General features: G+C 65.2%; 15 protein-coding genes. 9 read left to right on the top strand and 6 right to left on the bottom strand.

The features are described 5' to 3' along the window. Window positions 1-153: 153 nt before the first annotated feature. The 3 genes from ACVILL_RS08710 to ACVILL_RS08700 form a co-directional block, all read right to left on the bottom strand. Window positions 154-1,194: an IS110 family RNA-guided transposase gene (locus ACVILL_RS08710; protein ID WP_456728609.1), complete on the bottom strand. Its 1,041-nt coding sequence runs from the start codon at window positions 1,192-1,194 to the stop codon at window positions 154-156. A 184-nt stretch (window positions 1,195-1,378) separates the two neighbouring features. After that, entirely contained in the window at window positions 1,379-2,815 is a 1,437-nt protein-coding gene (locus tag ACVILL_RS08705) for a glutamine synthetase family protein (RefSeq protein ID WP_456728692.1), read from the bottom strand. 115 nt (window positions 2,816-2,930) lie between these two features. Then, window positions 2,931-4,289, bottom strand: a complete 1,359-nt coding sequence (locus ACVILL_RS08700) for an aromatic ring-hydroxylating dioxygenase subunit alpha (RefSeq protein ID WP_456728691.1) — start codon at window positions 4,287-4,289, stop codon at window positions 2,931-2,933. Between the two features lie 113 nt (window positions 4,290-4,402). Here ACVILL_RS08700 and ACVILL_RS08695 point away from each other — a divergent pair, with 113 nt between their 5' ends. Next, window positions 4,403-5,188: an IclR family transcriptional regulator domain-containing protein gene (locus tag ACVILL_RS08695; protein WP_456728690.1), complete on the top strand. Its 786-nt coding sequence runs from the start codon at window positions 4,403-4,405 to the stop codon at window positions 5,186-5,188. Between the two features lie 121 nt (window positions 5,189-5,309). Here ACVILL_RS08695 and ACVILL_RS08690 read toward each other — a convergent pair whose 3' ends face one another. Next, window positions 5,310-6,218 carry a helix-turn-helix transcriptional regulator gene (locus ACVILL_RS08690; protein ID WP_456728689.1) on the bottom strand — a complete coding sequence of 303 codons (909 nt, stop codon included), beginning with the start codon at window positions 6,216-6,218 and terminating at the stop codon, window positions 5,310-5,312. A gap of 177 nt (window positions 6,219-6,395) precedes the next feature. Between ACVILL_RS08690 and ACVILL_RS08685 the strand changes: the two genes are divergently transcribed. The 4 genes from ACVILL_RS08685 to boxB all read left to right on the top strand — a co-directional run bounded on the left by ACVILL_RS08685 (window position 6,396) and on the right by boxB (window position 12,469). Continuing rightward, complete coding sequence (locus ACVILL_RS08685) at window positions 6,396-7,928, top strand: benzoate-CoA ligase family protein (RefSeq protein ID WP_456728688.1); 1,533 nt, start codon at window positions 6,396-6,398, stop codon at window positions 7,926-7,928. 151 nt (window positions 7,929-8,079) lie between these two features. Continuing rightward, window positions 8,080-8,889: an alpha/beta fold hydrolase gene (locus tag ACVILL_RS08680; RefSeq protein ID WP_456728687.1), complete on the top strand. Its 810-nt coding sequence runs from the start codon at window positions 8,080-8,082 to the stop codon at window positions 8,887-8,889. Between the two features lie 300 nt (window positions 8,890-9,189). Further along, a complete protein-coding gene (boxC, locus tag ACVILL_RS08675; RefSeq protein WP_456728686.1) occupies window positions 9,190-10,878 on the top strand; it encodes a 2,3-epoxybenzoyl-CoA dihydrolase in 1,689 nt (562 codons plus the stop codon). 139 nt (window positions 10,879-11,017) lie between these two features. Further along, window positions 11,018-12,469 (top strand): benzoyl-CoA 2,3-epoxidase subunit BoxB, encoded by a 1,452-nt coding sequence (gene boxB, locus ACVILL_RS08670; RefSeq protein WP_456728685.1) that lies wholly within the window; start codon window positions 11,018-11,020, stop codon window positions 12,467-12,469. Between the two features lie 213 nt (window positions 12,470-12,682). On the opposite strand, the gene ACVILL_RS08665 is transcribed toward boxB, so the two are convergent. Next, a complete protein-coding gene (locus ACVILL_RS08665; protein WP_456728684.1) occupies window positions 12,683-13,483 on the bottom strand; it encodes an SDR family NAD(P)-dependent oxidoreductase in 801 nt (266 codons plus the stop codon). A 326-nt stretch (window positions 13,484-13,809) separates the two neighbouring features. After that, window positions 13,810-14,868 (bottom strand): polysaccharide deacetylase family protein, encoded by a 1,059-nt coding sequence (locus tag ACVILL_RS08660; protein ID WP_456728683.1) that lies wholly within the window; start codon window positions 14,866-14,868, stop codon window positions 13,810-13,812. Window positions 14,869-15,036: 168 nt separating this feature from the next. On the opposite strand from ACVILL_RS08660, the gene ACVILL_RS08655 reads away from it, so the two are divergent. The 4 genes from ACVILL_RS08655 (at window position 15,037) to ACVILL_RS08640 (ending at window position 18,335) form a co-directional block, all read left to right on the top strand. Then, a complete protein-coding gene (locus tag ACVILL_RS08655) occupies window positions 15,037-16,431 on the top strand; it encodes an OmpA family protein (RefSeq protein ID WP_456728682.1) in 1,395 nt (464 codons plus the stop codon). Window positions 16,432-16,433: 2 nt separating this feature from the next. Further along, the gene (locus tag ACVILL_RS08650; protein ID WP_456728681.1) at window positions 16,434-16,730 is read left to right on the top strand and encodes a hypothetical protein; all 297 of its coding nucleotides are present in this window, start codon (window positions 16,434-16,436) and stop codon (window positions 16,728-16,730) included. Between the two features lie 109 nt (window positions 16,731-16,839). Continuing rightward, window positions 16,840-17,430: a TetR family transcriptional regulator C-terminal domain-containing protein gene (locus tag ACVILL_RS08645; RefSeq protein WP_456728680.1), complete on the top strand. Its 591-nt coding sequence runs from the start codon at window positions 16,840-16,842 to the stop codon at window positions 17,428-17,430. Then, window positions 17,427-18,335 carry a haloalkane dehalogenase gene (locus ACVILL_RS08640; protein WP_456728679.1) on the top strand — a complete coding sequence of 303 codons (909 nt, stop codon included), beginning with the start codon at window positions 17,427-17,429 and terminating at the stop codon, window positions 18,333-18,335. Before ACVILL_RS08645 ends, ACVILL_RS08640 begins: the two co-directional genes overlap by 4 nt. Window positions 18,336-18,345 lie beyond the last annotated feature (10 nt).

The following is an 18,345-nucleotide window of genomic DNA, read 5'->3' as shown; positions in this document are numbered from 1 at the left end:
TGGTTTCCGCGACGCGAGTGCCAAACAACCTGGCGACCTTCTGAAGGCCAATGGGTCCCGCGGCTTGTCTCGCGTGCTGGATCGATCGATCATTCCATCTGCTCTTGCAGCTCCGGTTCGGCCGGCGAGTGCAGCGTCCGGCCGGCCAAACTCTTAGGTGACGATTGCCGGCGCGGCATTGATCCGTGCGGCGTCGTAGTTCTCGCCCGTGACCATCAGCTTCCAGGCGATGCGGGCAACCTTGTTGGCGAGCGCCACCGCCGCCAGCTTCGGCGGCTTACGCTTGAGCAGCGCAACGAGCCAGCGCGAGGGCTGGCCGCGTCCGAGCCTTGCTTGCCGGATCACCGCAGTGGCTCCTGCCACGAGCAGCCGACGCAGGGTCTCGTCGCCGGCGCGGGTGATCTTGCCGAGCCTGGTCTTGCCGGCGGTGGAATGGTCTTTGGGTGTCAGGCCGAGCCAGGCCGCGAACCACCGGCCGGAGCGGAACGCGTGCGGGTCGGGGGTCTTCATCACCAACGCCGTCGCAATGATCGGACCGACCGAGGGGATCTGGGCCAGACGGCGGCTCGTGGCGTTGGCCCGGTGCCAGGCCAAAAGCTTGGCCTCGATCGTCTTCAGTTCGCCCTGCAGCTGCGTGTAGTCGCGGCCCTGCATGGCGAACAGCTCACGCGCCAGCGCCGGAAGGCTCTCGTCCTGCGCAATCCGTGCCAGCAGCGGCTCGATCTTGTCCAGTCCCTTGGCGGCGATCAGGCCAAACTCCGCCGCATAGCCGCGGATCGCATTGCTGAGCTGGGTGCGGCGGGCGATTAGCCCGTCGCGGACGCCCGTCAGCATCAGCGCGGCCTGCTGCTCGGCGCTCTTCACCGGCACAAACCGCATCCGCGGCCGGCTCATCGCTTCGCACAGCCCGTCCGCGTCTCGCCCGTCATTCTTGTTGCGTTCCACATACGGCTTCACCAGCTGCGGCGCCATCAGCTTCACCTCATGGCCGAGCTTGCCAAGCTCCCGAGCCCAGTAATGGGCCGCACCGCACGCCTCCATCCCGACCACGGTCGGCGGCAGTTTGGCAAAGAACTCCAGCACCTGCTTGCGCGACAGCTTCTTGCGCAACACCGCCTGCTCCGCCGCATCAACCCCATGCAGCACAAAAATATGCTTCGACGTATCCATTCCAATGCGGATAATCTCTCTCACGGACGGCTCCCTTGTCTGAGATTTGCAACAACCTCATTCTGGCACACTGATGCCGTAGGGGGCCGTCCACCCCATCAACCACAAATGCTGCTTGTTGCGCGATGTTGGAACGACCAGTCCCGCTCACAATACCGCCGCGGCGTATGGGTCCCGGCCTTCGCCGGGACGACGAGAAGGGGCCACGTCAAAACATCTCGAAATATTCGCGGTGCTCCCAGTCCGACACCTCGGCCTGGAAACGCTCGATCTCCGCATTCTTGATGAAGACGTAATAGTCGACGAACTCCGGCCCCAGTGCTTGGCGGAAGAACGGATCGTCGTTGAGCGCGAACACGGCTTCGCGCAGCGACTTCGGCAAGAGCGCGGCCTTGGTCTCGTAGGGCGTGTCGGCGGACGGGCCGGGATCGAGCTTGCGGTCGACGCCGTCGAGGCCGGAGAGGATCTGGCTCGCCATGTAGAGATAGGGGTTGGCGGCCGGCTCGCCGATCCGGTTCTCCAGCCGCGTCGCCGGATCATTCGCGCCGCCGAGCACGCGGATCATCACGCCGCGGTTGTCGCGGCCCCAGATCGCGCGGTCCGGCGCCAGCGAATAGGAGCGGTAGCGCTTGTAGCCGTTGATGGTCGGCGTTGTGAACACGGTCGAGGCCCGCGCGTGCTCGATCAGGCCGGCAAGCCAGGCGCGGCCGAGCGGGCTGAGCGGCTCGCCGCTCTCCTTGGCCATGAAGACGTTCTCGCCGCTGGCCCGCGACACCAGCGACTGGTGCAGGTGCCAGCCGCTCGCGAACACGTTCGGCAGTTTCGGCCGGCACATGAAGGTCGCGTGGTAGCCGTGCCGGCGCGCGATCTGCTTCACCGCCGAACGAAACAGCACCATGGTGTCGGCGGGCGCAAGACCCACCGTCGGCGCGAAGGTGAATTCGCACTGGCTCGGGCCGAACTCGACCTCGACCGTGCGCAACGGCAGGTCGAGCGCAATGATGTCGCGGCGGATGATCTCGAGCGCCGGCTCCATCTGATCGTAGCGCTGCTCGGTGAGGTACTGATAGCCGTGCGACAGCAGGCTGACCGATGGCGGCCGTCCGGGCTGGCCGGCATCCTCCGGCGCCATATGCGCGTCGTCGAGCTTGAACAAATGGAATTCGACCTCGAGGCCGGCGACGAAATCGTAGCCGCGGCCTCCCAGCTGATCGAGCACCCTGCGATAGAGGTTGCGGGTCGCGAACGGCACCGGGCGGCCGTCGCTGAAATGGAGATCACACAGCAGCCAGCCGGTGTTTTGCGCCCAGGGCAGCACGCGGAAGGTGGTGGGGTCGGCGACCATCAGCACGTCGGCCGCGCCCTCCATCTCCTTCATGCCGAAGCCGCCGCCTGATGTGAACACCGGAAACACCGTCTTGTGCGAGGTGTCCTTGGCGAGCATCGTCGTGGTGATGGAGCAGCCATCTTCCAGCGAGCGCACCGCTTCGCTCGCGATCAGGGTTTTGCCGCGCAGGATGCCGTGCTGGTCGGGGAATGAGAGCCTGACGACCTCGAGGTTCTTCTCCTCGACGATGCGGCGGAGGCGATTTGCGGCCTCCTTCTGCTCATCCGACCACAAGCCGTGACGCTCGACGAAGCTCAAGGTGTCACTCCTCTCTCAGTCGTCATTGCGAGGAGCAAAGCGACGAAGCAATCCACCTCTCCACAAGCGGCGCGATGGATTGCTTCGCTGCGCTCGCAATGACGGGAGGACATGGTCACTCCGCCGCCGTCAGATGCTGCACCTTGCCGGCGATCTCGCGCGGCACGGGAGCGGCCCACGGTGCGCCGCGGCGGCGCTTGACGTCGACTTCCATCCAGTAGAGCTCCCAGCCCAGCGTCGGCCCGATGCCGTCCATCGTCGCCGGGCCCTGGATGCTGCGCGCGGAGGCCTCGTCGAGGAACAGCATCGGCTTCTCGCCGCCGCCAACCTTCTCGATCTCCTGCCGCAGCAGGCGGCGATATTGCACGATCGCCTTGTCGCTCTGGCCGAGATGCTCGTTGGTGCGGTCCTGGATCGCCCCCATCGATTCCACCGCCCACTGGTCGTGGACGTTGATGTCGGTGCCCATGCCGGTATAGGTCTCGGTCGCCTGCTCGTGCGGATCGAAGCCGTAGTCGTTGCTGCGGTTCTTGCGCGATTTGTAGTCGGGCAGCGTGTAGAGCTCGAGCCGCTGGTCGCGCATCTTCTGCTTGTCGACCGGCGCCGCGTAGCTGGTGAAGATCGCATACCAGTAGCAGTTCTCGTCATCGACCGGCACGTGCCACTGCGTGATCGTCATCTCGGTCGACATCGGGATCACGAAGCCGTGCGGGAACAGCTGATTTGTCACCCGCACATGGGTGCTGGTGTCATCGAGCTGGCGCAGCGCGATCAGGCGCAGGCCGTATTCGGTGTGCTCGACATTGATGATCGGGCGATCATATTCGCGCAGGATCTTGGTCATCGGCATGTCGCTGCCGGCCGAGGCGCCGCGGAACTGCTTGCCGTAGGCGGCCGAGGTGTCCTCGTCCTCGAAGAAGCGGTGCAGGAAGGAAGCGTGCGCCGGGTCGATGCCGACCTCGAGCGCCTGCAACCAGTTGCAGTTCATGTGGCCCTTGAACGCGAACGTATGGCTTCCGGGCGCGACGAAGCAGTCGAGCTCCGGAAATGCCGGTGGGGTGCCTTCGCCCAGGTAAGCCCACAGGATGCCGCTCTTCTCGACCACCGGATAGGAGCGCTGCCTGATGCCCTTGCAGAGCTGCGAGCCGGCAGGCTCGGCCGGCGTCTCGATGCACTGGCCTGAGGTGTCGAACAGCCAGCCATGGAAGGCGCAGCGCAGCCCGCCATTCTCGAGCCGGCCGAAGGCGAGGTCGGCGCCACGATGCGCGCAGTGCCGATCGATCAGGCCGTAGCTGCCGTCCTCGCCGCGAAACAGCACCAGGTTTTCCCCGAGCAGGCGCACCGGCCGCACCGGGCGCGGTCCTTCCAGCTCGTCGACCAGCGCCGCCGGCTGCCAGTAACTTCGCATCAGCTTCCCACAAGGGTCCTTGCGGCCGGTGCGGGTGATCAGATCGTTCGCTTCCTGGCTCATCATGGCGGCGTCTCCCGGACTTGGATTTGTTCGCCTATTGAACGAATGTGCGAATTATGCCATGTCTAATTCGGACAGCAAGCGCAGTTTTTGAACCGTTCAAAGCCGAAATCCCCATGCCCAAGCTGAAACGGACCAACCAGGACGAGCGCGCCACCGATTTCGTCGAGGCGCTCGATCGCGGACTGCGCCTGCTGCAGGTGTTCGGCACCGTCACGGGTCCTGCGACGCTGAGCGATCTGGCGCGCGCCGCCGATCTGCCGCGCGCCACCGCGCGCCGCATCCTGTTCACGCTTGCGCATGGCGGCTTCGTTTCAACCGACGGCAAGCTGTTTACGCTGACCCCGCATGTGCTGACCTTGGCGGGCTCGTTCCTGCAATCCAACCAGGTGGTGACGGTGCTGCAGCCGGTGCTCGATCGCATCGCGACTGCGGCGCAGGAGATCGCCTCGCTCGCGCTGCTCGACGGCGACGACGTCGTGTTCGTCGCGCGCTCGAGCCCGACGCGGGTGTTCTCCGCCGGTCTCGACATCGGCTACCGGCTGCCGGCGTTCTGCACCTCGGTCGGCCGAGCCATGCTCGGCCGGCTCGGCGATGCCGAGCTCGCGGCGCGGCTGAAGGCGATGCGCCGCGATCCGGTGACGCCGCAGACGGTCACCGATCCGAAGAAGTTGCTCGCCACCATCATCGCCGATCGCGCGCTGGGCTACTCACTGGTCGATCGCGAGGCCGAGCCGCATTTCCGCTCGATCTCGGTGCCGGTGCATCGCTATGACGGCACCATCGTCGCCGCCATCAACATGGGCGCGCATGTCGATCGGGTGCCGGCCAGGGAATTGATCGATCGCTTCCTGCCGCTGCTGCGGGAAGGGGCGGAGGATGTGAGGAGCAGGCTGCTGTGAAGGCTTCCCACGTCGTCATTGCGAGGAGCGATAGCGACGAAGCAATCCATGCATCCGCGCGTGTGGAAGGATGGATTGCTTCGCTTCGCTCGCAATGACGGGGACAGAGTGTGCTGTAGGATTACAGCGCCGCGCTGCGCAGTCCGAAACTGCGCGCCTCGTTCTGCAGCACCGGCCGCACGGAATCGATCAGCCGCGCTGCTGCGGCGTCGACCGAGAGGCCGGCGGTGTCGACCACCGCTGATGCGCGTGCATAGAGCGGCTCGCGGCTGACCAGGATGTTGCGCAATTCCGCCATCGCCGAGCGGTCGTCGGCCATCGGGCGCAGATCGCCCTGACGGCGGACGCGGGCCATGTGCTCCTCCGGCTCGGCCTTCAGCCAGATCGTGTAGAACGACGACAGGATCAGGTCGAAGGTCAGCGCTTCCGAGACGATGCCGCCGCCGGTCGCCAGCACCATCAATTCCTTGCGCGCCAAGAGCTGCGTCAGCGCGGCCTGCTCCATGCGGCGGAAGCCTTCCTGGCCGTACAGCGCGATGATCTCGGCAACCGAGAGGCCGTTCTGCGCCTCGATCTCCTTGTTGAGCTCGACGAAGCTCCAGCCGATCTTCTTCGCCAGCATCCGCCCGAGCGTGGTCTTGCCGGCGCCGCGCAGGCCGATCAGCGCAATGCCGGAGAACGAGGCGCGGCGCGGCGCCAGCGGGCTGCTGCCGGCCAGCATGTCCTTGGCCTGCGCGATCTGGTTCGGAGAGGCCTTGCGCAGGAGATCGCGGATCACGGCCCAGTCCGGAACCGGCTCGCTGGACGGAATCAGGTCCTCGAGATGCGCGCCCATCGCGCCTGCGACACGGCGCAGCAGCACGATCGAGACATTGCCTTTGCCGCTTTCGAGCTGGGCGATGTAGCGTTCGGAAATGCCGGAGACCTTGGCGAGCACCTTGCGCGACATGCCGGCCACGCCGCGCATCGTGCGCACGCGCTGGCCGAGCTGCTCGAGGAAGTCGGTTTCCGGATCGTTGGCTGCGGTCATGATCCCCGTACGACGCGCGGGCCTGATTGAATCGGGCCCAGTGGCTTAGGAAACATAGTGCCGATAAGGATTGACAGCAAGCCAACGGAGTGGCTTTGTATGAATTATAATTCTTAAATTCACAGGAGAGGGAAGCGTGGCGCGTCTGGGTCCCAAGGAAGGTCCATGGAGCGGGGCATGACTTATAACGCAGTCTCCTGGCTGCTCGACCGTAACGTCGACGAGGGCCGCGGCGACAAGGTCGTGTTCGACGATACGGTGTCGCAAATCACCTATGGCCAGTTGCAGCAGCAGACCCGGCGGGTCGGCAACATGCTGCGCCGGCTCGGCGTCCGCCGCGAGGAGCGGGTCGCCATGATCATGCTGGATACGGTCGATTTCCCGATCGTGTTCCTCGGCGCGATCCGCGCCGGCGTGGTGCCGGTGCCGCTCAACACGCTGCTGACCGCGGAGCAATACGCCTACATCCTCGGCGATTGCCGGGCGCGGGTGCTGTTCGTCTCCGAGGCGCTGCTGGCGGTCGTGAAGGGCGTCATCGCGCGCATGCCCGACCTCGAACATGTCGTGGTCTCCGGCAAGGATGCGCATGGCCACAAGAAACTGTCGGATGAGGTCGCGCGCGAAGGCGACGTGTTCGCGACCGTGCCGACCCATGCCGACGAACCCGCATTCTGGCTCTATTCGTCGGGCTCGACCGGCATGCCGAAGGGCGTGCGCCATCTGCATTCCAATCTCGCCGCGACCGCGGAGACCTACGCGAAGCAGGTGCTCGGCATCCGCGAGGACGATGTCGGCCTGTCGGCGGCAAAACTGTTCTTCGCCTATGGGCTCGGCAATGCGCTGACGTTCCCGATGTCGGTCGGCGCCAGCACGGTGCTGAATTCAGAGCGGCCGACGCCGGCGGTGATGTTCGCGCTGATGAACAAATATCATCCCAGCATCTTCTTCGGCGTGCCGACCTTGTTCGCGGCGATGCTGAACGACGAGGCAACCAAGGCGCAGTCCGGCGGCAACCGCCTGCGCGTCTGTACCTCGGCCGGCGAGGCGCTGCCGGAATCGGTCGGCAATGCCTGGCGCACGCGGTTCGGCGTCGACATCCTCGACGGCGTCGGCTCGACCGAGCTGCTGCACATCTTCCTGTCGAATGCGCCCGGCGACATCAAATACGGCTCGTCCGGCCGTCCGGTGCCTGGCTACAAGGTGCGGCTGGTCAACGAGCTCGGCGCCGACGTTCCGGACGGCGAGGTCGGTGAGCTGCTGGTCGATGCGCCCTCGGCCGGCGAGAGCTACTGGAATCAAAGGGCCAAGAGCCGCGCCACCTTCGAGGGCGCCTGGACCCGCACAGGCGACAAATACACGCGCGATGCCGACGGCCGTTACACCTTCTGTGGCCGCGCCGACGACATGTTCAAGGTCTCCGGCATCTGGGTCTCGCCGTTCGAGGTCGAGAGCGCGCTGATCACCCATCCCGCGGTGCTGGAAGCCGCCGTCGTGCCGGAGGCCGATCCGGAAGGTCTCTTGAAGCCGAAGGCCTATGTGGTGCTGCGGCCCGAGAGCTCGGCCGAAGGTTTGCACGAGGCGCTGAAGGAGCACGTCAAGCAGAAGATCGGCCCGTGGAAATATCCGCGCTGGATCGACGTGGTCGACAATCTGCCGAAGACAGCGACCGGCAAGATCCAGCGGTTCAAGTTGCGCGACGGTGCGCAATAACATCACTAGGTGTCGTCCCGGCGAAAGCCGGGACCCATAACCACAGGCTTGAATTGTTGCGCAAAAGCCGTTGAACAGCGTCTGTCCAAACAAGCGCCGCGGCGTATGGGTCCCGGCCTTCGCCGGGACGACATATTGGGAAAGCCGTATCATGACGAACCTAAACCCCACCGGCTTTCTCACCATCGACGGCGCCGATCTCGAATACCGCATGATCGGGCCGTCGCCCGAGACCGCGCCGACCATCGTGATGCTGCATGAAGGCCTCGGCTGCGCCGGGCTGTGGGGCGACTTTCCCGAGAAGCTGCAGGCGGCGACCGGCGCCGGCGTGTTTGTCTATTCGCGCGCCGGCTACGGCGCATCGTCGCCGGCAAAACTGCCGCGTCCGCTCGACTACATGCATCGCGAGGCGCTCGACGTGCTGCCGAAGCTGCTCGACCGGATCGGCTTCCGCCGCGGCCTGCTGCTTGGCCATTCCGATGGCGCGTCGATCGCCGCGATCTATGCCGGCGCGCATCAGGATCATCGCCTGCACGGCCTTGCGCTGCTCGCGCCGCACTTCATCGTCGAGGACATCTCCGTGAAGTCGATCGCCGAGATCAAGACGGCGTATGAGACCACCAATCTGAAGGAGAAGCTCGCGCGCTGGCACAAGGACGTCGACAACGCCTTCTATGGCTGGAACGGCGCCTGGCTCGATCCAAAATTCCGCGATTGGGATATCTCCGACTATCTCGCCTATATCCGCGTGCCCGTGCTGATCGTGCAGGGCGCGGACGATCAATACGGCACGATGCGCCAGGTCGAGATCGCCCGGGAGGAGTGCTACTGCCCGGTCGATGTCGCGGCCATCGCAGGCGCCGGGCACTCGCCGCACCGCGAGGCGCCGGCGGTGACGCTGGACGCGGTGACCGAATTCGCCAAGGCGGCGCTGCGCGACGACCCGGCATTGGCGGCCTGAGAGGCTGCGAATGTATCCATCCCTCCGTCATTGCGAGGAGCGATAGCGACGAAGCAATCCATCGCTCCGCATATGCGGGACGATGGATTGCTTCGCTTCGCTCGCAATGACGGGGATGAGGCGTCGTGCACTATCCAGCGCTGGTCTAGCCCATTGGCCGAGCGAACGATTTTCCGGAACATGAAACAAAATGCATGTTTTTGCGTTTTGAACTGGACTAGATCGAAAACATGCACTATTGTGCATGAGAATAACGAGCCTTCGAACGAACAACAGCAAGACAACAGATAAGGGTGGCCCATGGCTGGTGACGATCGCGTCCTTGCAGGCGGGGCGAAGTACATCGACTTCCAGACCGAGCCGTCGCGCTATCGGCACTGGAAGCTCGACGTCGCCGGCGACGTCGCGACGCTGACAATGGACGTCGACGAGAACGCGGGCCTGTTCGAGGGCTATCAGCTCAAGCTGAACTCCTACGATCTCGGCGTCGACATCGAGCTGGCAGACGCCGTGCAGCGGCTGCGCTTCGAGCATCCCGAGGTGAAGGTGGTGGTGATGCGTTCGGGCAAGAACCGCGTGTTCTGCGCCGGCGCCAACATCCGCATGCTGGCGGGTTCGACCCACGCCCACAAGGTCAACTTCTGCAAGTTCACCAACGAGACCCGCAACGGCCTGGAAGACTCCAGCGAGAATTCCGGCCAGAGCTTCATCACCGTCGTCAACGGCACCGCGGCCGGCGGTGGCTATGAGCTCGCGCTCGCGACGGATCACATCATGATGGCCGATGACGGCGCCGCCGCCGTCGCGCTGCCGGAAGTGCCGCTGCTCGCGGTGCTGCCGGGTACTGGCGGCCTGACCCGCGTCGTCGACAAGCGCAAGGTGCGCCGCGACCACGCCGATTTCTTCTGCACCATCGAGGAAGGCATCAAGGGCAAGCGCGCCGTGCAATGGCGGCTGGTCGACGAGATCGCGCCGAACTCCAAGCTCGAGGGCAAGCTCGCCGAGCGCGTCAAGGAATTCGCCGCCAAATCGAAGCGCAACGGCGCGGGCAAGGGGCTCGCGCTGACGCAGCTCGACCGCACCATCGACGACAGCGCGATCCGCTACGGCTTCGTCAGCGTCGACATCGACCGCGCGGCGCGCATCGCCACCATCTCGATCAAGGCGCCGGAAGCCACCGCGCCCGCCGACATCGACGGCATGATCGCGCAGGGGGCTTCGTTCTGGCCGCTGCAGGTCGCGCGCGAGCTCGATGACGCGATCCTGCATCTGCGCATCAACGAGCTCGAGATCGCGATGCTGGTGTTCAAGAGCCATGGCGACCGCGCCAATGTCGTGTCCTATGACGCGTTCCTGGAGGCCAACAAGGCACACTGGCTGGTCAACGAGGTCAGGCATTACTGGAAGCGCGTGCTCAAGCGCATCGACGTCACCTCGCGCACGCTGGTGACGCTGGTCGAGCCCGGCTCCTGCTTCGTCGGCACGCTGGCCGAGCTCGTGTTCGCCGCCGACCGCTCCTACATGCTGATCGGCCAGAAGCAGGGCGACAACCGTCCGCCGCCAGCGATCGAACTGACGGCGATGAATTTCGGGCCGTACCCGATGAGCCACGGCCTGACCCGGCTGCAATCGCGCTTCCAGGCCGACCCGTCGGATCTGGAGCGCGCGCAAGGCGCGATCGGCAAGGCGCTCGACGCCGAGGAGGCCGAGGAGCTCGGCCTCGTCACCTTCGCGCTCGACGATATCGACTGGGACGACGAGGTCCGCGTGTTCTTCGAGGAGCGTACCTCGTTCTCACCCGACGGCCTCACCGGCATGGAAGCCAATCTGCGCTTCGTCGGACCCGAGACCATGGAATCGAAGATCTTCTCGCGCCTCACCGCGTGGCAGAACTGGATCTTCCAGCGGCCCAACGCGGTCGGCGAAGACGGCGCACTGCGCCGCTACGGCACCGGCCAGAAGGCGCAATTCGACATGACACGCGTTTGATTTTGTGTCCCGGGCGCAGCGCGGCACGCGAGTGACGCGCTGCCCGGGACACACATGGACCACGAATGAATGGGTCCCGGCCCTGCGGCGCACCGCTTCGCACCGCGTCCGGGACGCGAAACCCAGCAAGGAGCACGCCATGAACATGAACATCATGAACGTCGATTACTCGACCAAGATTCCGAACAATGTGAATCTCGCCGAGGACCGCCAGGTGCTCAAGGCGCTGGAGGGCTGGCACCCCGGTTACATGGACTGGTGGAAGGACATGGGGCCGGACGGCTTCCAGGAATCGCTGGTCTATCTGCGCACCGCCTATTCGGTCGATCCGCGCGGTTGGGCCAAGTTCGACTACGTGCGGATGCCCGAATATCGCTGGGGCATTCTGCTCGCTCCGCAGGAGGAAAACCGCGTCATCCCGTTCGGAGAAGACTACGGCAAGCCGGCCTGGCAGGAAGTCCCGGGCGAGCATCGGGCGATGCTGCGCCGCCTGATCGTGATCCAGGGCGACACCGAACCTGCCTCGGTCGAGCAGCAGCGCCATCTCGGCAAGACCGCGCCCTCGCTCTACGACATGCGCAATTTGTTCCAGGTCAATGTCGAGGAAGGCCGCCATCTCTGGGCGATGGTCTACCTGCTGCAGAAGTATTTCGGCCGCGACGGCCGCGAGGAGGCCGACGATTTGTTGCGCCGCCGCTCGGGTGACGCGGATTCTCCGCGCATGCTAGGGGCCTTCAACGAGGCGACGCCGGACTGGCTGTCGTTCTTCATGTTCACCTACTTCACCGATCGCGACGGCAAGATGCAGCTGCACTCGCTGGCGCAGTCGGGCTTCGATCCGCTGTCGCGCACCTGCCGCTTCATGCTGACCGAGGAAGCCCACCACATGTTCGTCGGCGAGACCGGCATCACCCGCGTCGTGCAGCGCACCTGCGATGCGATGAAGGAAGCCGGCATCACCGATCCGAACGACATCGCCAGGATCCGGGCGCTCGGCGTGATCGACCTGCCGACCATCCAGAAGAAGCTGAACCTGCACTATTCGCTGTCGCTCGATCTGTTCGGCTCGGAAGTGTCGACCAATGCGGCCAACGCCTTCAACGCCGGCATCAAGGGCCGCTACAAGGAAACCACGATCGAGGACGATCATCAGCTCAAGAACTCGACCTATCCGGTCATGAAGCTGGTCGACGGCCAGATCAAGCTGGTGGACGAGCCGGCGCTGACCGCGCTCAACATGCGGCTGCGCGACGACTACACACAGGATTGCGTCAAGGGCATGCTGCGCTGGAACAAGGTGATCTCGACCGCGGGCATCGACTACAAGCTCCAGGTGCCGAACACCGCCTTCCACCGCCAGATCGGCGAGTTCAAGGACGTTCATGCGACGCCCGATGGCATCCTGATCGACGACGCCACCTGGGCGAGCCGCAAGAACGACTGGCTGCCGTCGACGGCGGACGGCGACTTCATCGCCTCGCTGATGAAGCCGGTCACCGAGCCCGGCGAGTTCGCCTCCTGGATCTCGGCGCCGAAGGTCGGCATCGACAACAAGCCCGGCGATTTCGAGTATGTGAGGATCGAGAGCTGATCCTTTCGAGCACGATCCGGAAAAGTTTGAAGCGGTTTTCCCTCGCGACAAACGCCCAAGGCGTTTGCGCGGAGATCGTGCTCAAACAAAAAACTGGGTCATGATGCGGGATCGCATCATGACGTGACAGTTCCTCTCCTCCCGGAGGGGCCGGAAAGGGGTGAGCCGAAAAGGTCCTGGCTCGCCCCTTTTCTTCTTTGAAAGCAGCGGTTTTTACCCCGCGATCTCCAGTCCCGCGGTCGCGTAGACCACGCCGCCATCGACCGCGATGGTGTTGCCCACCACATAGTCGCCGGCGCGGGAGGCGAGATAGATCGCGGTGCCCGCCATGTCCTCATCGCTGCCGACCCGCCGCGACGGAACGCGTTGGGCGACTTCATCCGCATGATCGCGGGCGGCGCGGTTCATGTCCGACTTGAAGGCGCCGGGCGCGATCGCGGTGACGTTGATGTTGTCCTTGATCAGCCGCGTCGCCATCCGGCGCGTCAGGTGGATCACCGCGGCCTTGCTCGCGGCATAGGAATAGGTCTCCATCGGGTTGACGAAGATGCCGTCGATCGAGGCGATGTTGATCACCTTGCCCGGCCTGTCATGCGAGGCCGCCGCGCGCAGCGGCTTGGCCAGCGCCTTGGTCAGGAAGAAGATCGACTTGACGTTGAGGTTCATCACCTTGTCCCAGCCGCTCTCCGGGAATTCGTCGAAGTCCGCGCCCCATGCCGCGCCGGCATTGTTGACCAGGATGTCGAGCTTCGGCTCGCGCTTGATGATTTCGCTCGCGAGCTTGTCGCAGCCCTCAACGGTCGAGATGTCGATCGGCAGCGCGATGCATTCGCCGCCATAGTGGGCGGTGAGCTCCTGGGCGGTGGCCTCGCAGGGACCTGCCTTGCGCGCGGTGATGTAGACCCTGGCGGCGCCCTGCGCGAGGAAGCCGGCCGCGATCATCTTGCCGATGCCGCGCGATCCCCCGGTCACCAGCGCGACGCGGCCTTGCAGTGAAAACAGATCCTTGAACATGCGCTCCTCCATTGCGTTGCCGATGGTTCTGGGCGCGGCCGCGGATCGAGTCAAGGAGAGGTGGGAGGCGTAGCCCGGATGAAGCGCAGCGAAATCCGGGGCAGAATTATCCGGTCAAGAGGTCGTCCCGGATTGCGCTTCGCTGTATCCGGGCTACGTCCTGACCTCCCCTTGAAAAGGGGAGTCGCTTTGCTCGCAGAGCAAAGCGGGTGGGGATCTGCTCTCTCCTCAGACACCGTCGTCTGTGGCTGACTCCCATCCCGACCTTCCCCCTTTCAGGGGGAAGGAGAAGACGTAGATCTGAGGCGGTGTATCCTACGCGCGCGTCACGCCGCATCGATCCGGCGGAAGCCGTTCCACACCGCGGTGGCGGCGCCGGAGGTCAAGACCGGCAGCAGGCGCGCGTCTTGGTAGTTGCCGTTCAGCGAGACGCGCTGCAGCGCGGTCAGATGGTCGGCGCTTTCGGGAAACAGCATGCCGGGCCGCGTCGTCACCGCGGTCCGAAAGCCGATCGACCTGGCGAGCGCGAATTCGCGCTGGCCGGCGGCGATCCTGTCGCCATAGGGATAGGCGAGATGCAGCGCCGGCCGCTGCAGGGCATCCTCGATCCGCGCCCGGCTGGTGGCGAGCTCGAACGAGGCGATGGTTTCGCTCTGCTTGGCGAGATTGCAATGCGTGATGGTGTGCGCGCCGATGGTGACCAGCGGATCGTCGGCGAAGCCGCGCAGCTCGTCCCATGACATGCACAGCTCGCGTGCGATGCCGGCCTCGTCGACGCCATGGCGGACGCACAGCGCGGAGATCTCCGCCTGCATCTCCTTCTCGCCCGGCAACGAGCGGAGCCAGTCATGCATGCGGCCGAAGGCGGCCTGCTTGGCCTGCGGCGTCGCGGTATCGAGCCGCGTCATTGTACCGTCGATCGGCACCTCGATCGCGGGCGCTGCCGCGATCACCCGCTCCAACGCGATCCACCACAGCTTGCCGCAGCCCTCGGCGAAGTCGCTGGCGACAAAGACGGTGAGCGGCGCGCCGAACTCGCGCATCACAGGCAGCGCGAAATCGCGGTTGTCGCGGTAGCCGTCGTCGCAGGTGAGGCAGGCGAAGCGCCGCGCGAAATTCCGTTCGGTGAGACGGCGATGTGCCTCGTCCATGCTGACAACGTCGACGTCGAGCGCACGCAGATGCGTCAGCATCGCGTGCAGGAAGTCCGGCGTGACCTCGAGATGATGATTCGGCTGGAACGCGTCATCGCGGCGCGGGCGGACATGGTGCAGCATGAAGATGGCGCCGACGCCGGCGAAGATCGGCCGCAGCAGGATATGCGCACCCGAGAAATACAGCGCCTCCATCCCGGCACGGATCACGGTGTTGCGGAGTTGTTTCATGAGGGCGCGGGTCGGCCGATTTGCATTCCGCCGCAAACTTAGCGAAAGACCACTGAAGAAACTGTTATCCCGGTCCAACACGGCGCCCCCGCCATGGCGCTTGATTTGGGGTTTGACAGTCAGCCAAGGGTTTGTTTTCTCTCTGGTTCTCGACCCGCAGGACGCTGGATGCACGGACTTTTCAAGTGGAGTAGCAAGTGGTGGCCGGGGGTGATTCCACTGGTCGTCCTCTGGGGTATCGCGGCCTGGACCTCAACGGCAACGGTCGAAGCGGATCTCGCCGCGCGCTCTAATGCCGCACTCAAGGACACCGTGCTCGACAAGCGCCGCATCAGCGTCGACGGCCGCGACGTGACGTTTGCGGCCAATGCCTTCTCCGAGGACGGCCGTCTCAGCGCGGTGGCGTCGGTCGAGGCCGTGCCCGGCGTGCGCCTGGTCAACGACGAGACCCACCTTGTTCCCGAAGCCAAGCCCTTCGTCTGGTCGGCCGAACGCGACGTCGTGCGGGTCACGCTTGGCGGCAATGCGCCGCTGCCGTCGAGCAAGAGCAAGCTGGCCGAGGCCGCGAAGACCAGTCTCGGCGGTGTCGAGGTGGTGGATCAGATGGCGCTCGCCCGCGGCGCGCCGCAGCGGTTCGATGCTGCGGCGCTGTTGCTGCTCGACCAGATCGGCAAGCTGAAGGAAGGCAAGATCACGCTGACCGACAACAAGATCAATCTCGCAGGCATGGCGCGCGAACTCGGCGGACGCGAAGCGATCGCGGCGGCGCTGAAGAACCTGCCGGAAGGCTATTCGATCGCCGCCAACGACATCAAGGCGCCGCCTTACGTCTTCCAGGCCTACAAGGACCCGGTCGCGCTGACGCTGACACTGACCGGCTATGTGCCCGACAACAACGTGCATGCCGCGCTGGTCGCCGCCGCCGGTCGCAAGTTCTTCAGCGAGAAGGTGGTCGACAACCTCAAGGCCAGCATCGGCGCACCGTCGGGCTTTGCGGCGGCGGTGGTGCCGGCGCTCGGTGCGCTGTCGCGGCTGTCGACCGGGACGCTCGTGGTGTCGGACCGCGAGGTGAAGCTGTCGGGCGATGCGCTCTACGATGCCGCAGCCGGCCAGATCCGCGACGGGCTCGGCAAGGACTTTCCGCAGAACTGGCAGTACAAGGCCGAGGTCACGGTGAAGCCGGCGGCGGCGCCGGTCGATCCCACCGTGTGCCAGCAGCTGTTTTCCGAGATCCTGTCCAAGGGCAAGATCCGCTTCGAGTCGGGGAAGGCCGACATCGTTCCTGATTCCGCCGGTCTGCTCGACCGCTTGATCGAGACCGCGATGCGTTGCCCCAATGCGACGATCGAAGTCGCCGGCCACACCGACAGCGACGGTGAGGAGGCTGCCAACCAGGCATTGTCGGAGCGCCGCGCGCAGGCCGTGGTGGATTACCTCGTGCGCGCCGGACTGGCCGCCAACCGTTTCACGCCGATCGGCTATGGCAGCACGCAGCCGCTCGCCGGCAACGAGAGTGACGACGGCAAGGCGCAGAACCGCCGCATCGAATTCGTGGTGAAGTAGCAATGACCGTGCTTGCGACATTCTTCTGGGGTTGGCTCGTCGGCGCAGCGTTGCTCGGCTTCTGCATGGGCTGGATCGCGGTGGTGCACCGGGCGCAGGGCGTCTCCAGGGTCTGGATCCGTTGGCTGGCCCTGCTCGCCGCGGCGCTGGTGGCGGCGTCGTTCGCCCGGATCGTGCCCGGTCGGTTCGGCTACTGGCTCGATCTGTTCCTGGTGATGTTCGCGCTCTATCTGGTCGGCTGCGCGATCGGCTCCTGGCTGCGCGACTGGGTGGTGTCGCGCAGCAAGCCCGCGAGCTGACCCTAAACCCCTTGATCCATCGGACCTGACCGGCGCCGCCGTGCGCGGCGCGCGCCGCATGCATTTTAGTGCTTGACATCAATACGTACGTACGTATTAAATCGCGGCCATGCCAAAACCCTCTCTCCGCGATGCCATCCTCGATGCCGGCCTGAAGGAAATGTTCCGGACCGGCTATCACGGCACCAGCGTGCGCGACGTCACCGCCGCGGCCGGCGCGCCGCAGGGCTCGTTCACCAACCATTTCCGCTCCAAGGAGCTGTTCGCCTCCGAAGTGCTCGACCGCTACTTCCTTTATGTCCGCGGCCTCGTCGCGGAAGCACTCGGCGACACCACGCTGCCGCCGCGCCAACGGCTCCGCCGCTATCTCGATCTCATCACCGGCAAGCTTGCGCATGACGGCTTCACCCGCGGCTGCCTGATCGGCGATTTCAGCCTCGAGGCGTCGGGCTCGAGCGAGATGCTGCGCGAGCAGCTCGATGAGATTTTCCGGGAATGGCGCGCGCCGTTCGCGGCCTGCATCACTGAGGCGCAGGCGCAGGGCGAGATCGCGTCCGACTTCGATCCCGACGAGCTTGCCGATTTCCTGCTCGCATCCTGGCAGGGCGCGATGCTGCGCATGAAGGTCGAACGCAGCGCGGCCGCGCTCGAACGTTTCAAGACGATCGCATTCCAAACCGTGTTCAAGGAGTTGCCATGACGACATCTGCCGATATCAGCCTGCATCATCGCGCCGTGCTCGGAAGCACGATGGCCTATCGCGAGCTTGGGCGCAGCGACGCGCCGCACGTGCTGTTCCTGCACGGCAACCCGACGTCATCCTACATCTGGCGCAACATCATGCCGCTGACGGCTTCGGTCGGGCACTGCATCGCACCCGACCTGATCGGCTACGGCCAGTCCGGCAAGCCCGACATCGCCTACCGCTTCTTCGACCATGCCGACTATCTCGACGCGCTGATCGACGAGCTCGGCATCACCTCGGCCTATCTCGTCGCCCAGGATTGGGGAACGGCGCTCGCCTTTCACCTTGCGGCACGCCGCCCGCAACTGGTGCGCGGGCTCGCCTTCATGGAGTTCATCCGCCCGATGCGGGACTGGTCCGACTTCCACCAGCACGAGAGCGCGCGGGACACGTTCCGCAAATTCCGCACGCCGGGAGAGGGCGAGGCGTTGGTCCTCGACAACAATGCGTTCGTCGAGCGCGTGCTGCCCGGCTCGATCCTGCGCAAGCTCAGCGAGGCGGAGATGGTGGCCTACCGCGCGCCGTTTGCGACCCGCGACAGCCGCAGGCCGACCTTGGTGCTGCCGCGCGAGCTGCCGATCGCAGGCGAGCCTGCCGATGTCGATCAGGCGCTCACCGCGGCGCATGCGGCGCTGGCGGCATCGACCTATCCGAAGCTGCTGTTCGCCGGGTCGCCCGGAGCGCTGGTGTCGCCGGCCTTCGCCGCCGAGTTTGCAGCAACGCTGCAGCATTGCGCCGTGATTCAGCTCGGCGCCGGTGCGCACTATCTGCAGGAGGATCATCCGGAGGCGATCGGCCGCTCGGTCGCAGGCTGGATCGCCGGTATCGAGGCCGCCAACGCGCAACGCCGCGCGGCATGAGTGGATGGGA

It is taken from the genome of Bradyrhizobium sp. USDA 3364 (assembly GCF_054056355.1).
Note: the sequence above shows the minus strand (reverse complement) of the source record. Positions and strands in the feature narration are given on the sequence as shown.

Excerpts from the sequence above, each read along its gene's own strand:
- ACVILL_RS08700 (WP_456728691.1), bottom strand. The coding sequence starts at position 4,289 with ATGATGAGCCAGGAAGCGAACGATCTGATCACCCGCACCGGCCGCAAG.
- ACVILL_RS08695 (WP_456728690.1), top strand. The coding sequence starts at position 4,403 with ATGCCCAAGCTGAAACGGACCAACCAGGACGAGCGCGCCACCGATTTC.
- ACVILL_RS08690 (WP_456728689.1), bottom strand. The coding sequence starts at position 6,218 with ATGACCGCAGCCAACGATCCGGAAACCGACTTCCTCGAGCAGCTCGGC.
- ACVILL_RS08685 (WP_456728688.1), top strand. The coding sequence starts at position 6,396 with ATGACTTATAACGCAGTCTCCTGGCTGCTCGACCGTAACGTCGACGAG.
- ACVILL_RS08680 (WP_456728687.1), top strand. The coding sequence starts at position 8,080 with ATGACGAACCTAAACCCCACCGGCTTTCTCACCATCGACGGCGCCGAT.
- boxC (WP_456728686.1), top strand. The coding sequence starts at position 9,190 with ATGGCTGGTGACGATCGCGTCCTTGCAGGCGGGGCGAAGTACATCGAC.
- boxB (WP_456728685.1), top strand. The coding sequence starts at position 11,018 with ATGAACATGAACATCATGAACGTCGATTACTCGACCAAGATTCCGAAC.
- ACVILL_RS08665 (WP_456728684.1), bottom strand. The coding sequence starts at position 13,483 with ATGTTCAAGGATCTGTTTTCACTGCAAGGCCGCGTCGCGCTGGTGACC.
- ACVILL_RS08660 (WP_456728683.1), bottom strand. The coding sequence starts at position 14,868 with ATGAAACAACTCCGCAACACCGTGATCCGTGCCGGGATGGAGGCGCTG.
- ACVILL_RS08655 (WP_456728682.1), top strand. The coding sequence starts at position 15,037 with ATGCACGGACTTTTCAAGTGGAGTAGCAAGTGGTGGCCGGGGGTGATT.
- ACVILL_RS08650 (WP_456728681.1), top strand. The coding sequence starts at position 16,434 with ATGACCGTGCTTGCGACATTCTTCTGGGGTTGGCTCGTCGGCGCAGCG.
- ACVILL_RS08645 (WP_456728680.1), top strand. The coding sequence starts at position 16,840 with ATGCCAAAACCCTCTCTCCGCGATGCCATCCTCGATGCCGGCCTGAAG.
- ACVILL_RS08640 (WP_456728679.1), top strand. The coding sequence starts at position 17,427 with ATGACGACATCTGCCGATATCAGCCTGCATCATCGCGCCGTGCTCGGA.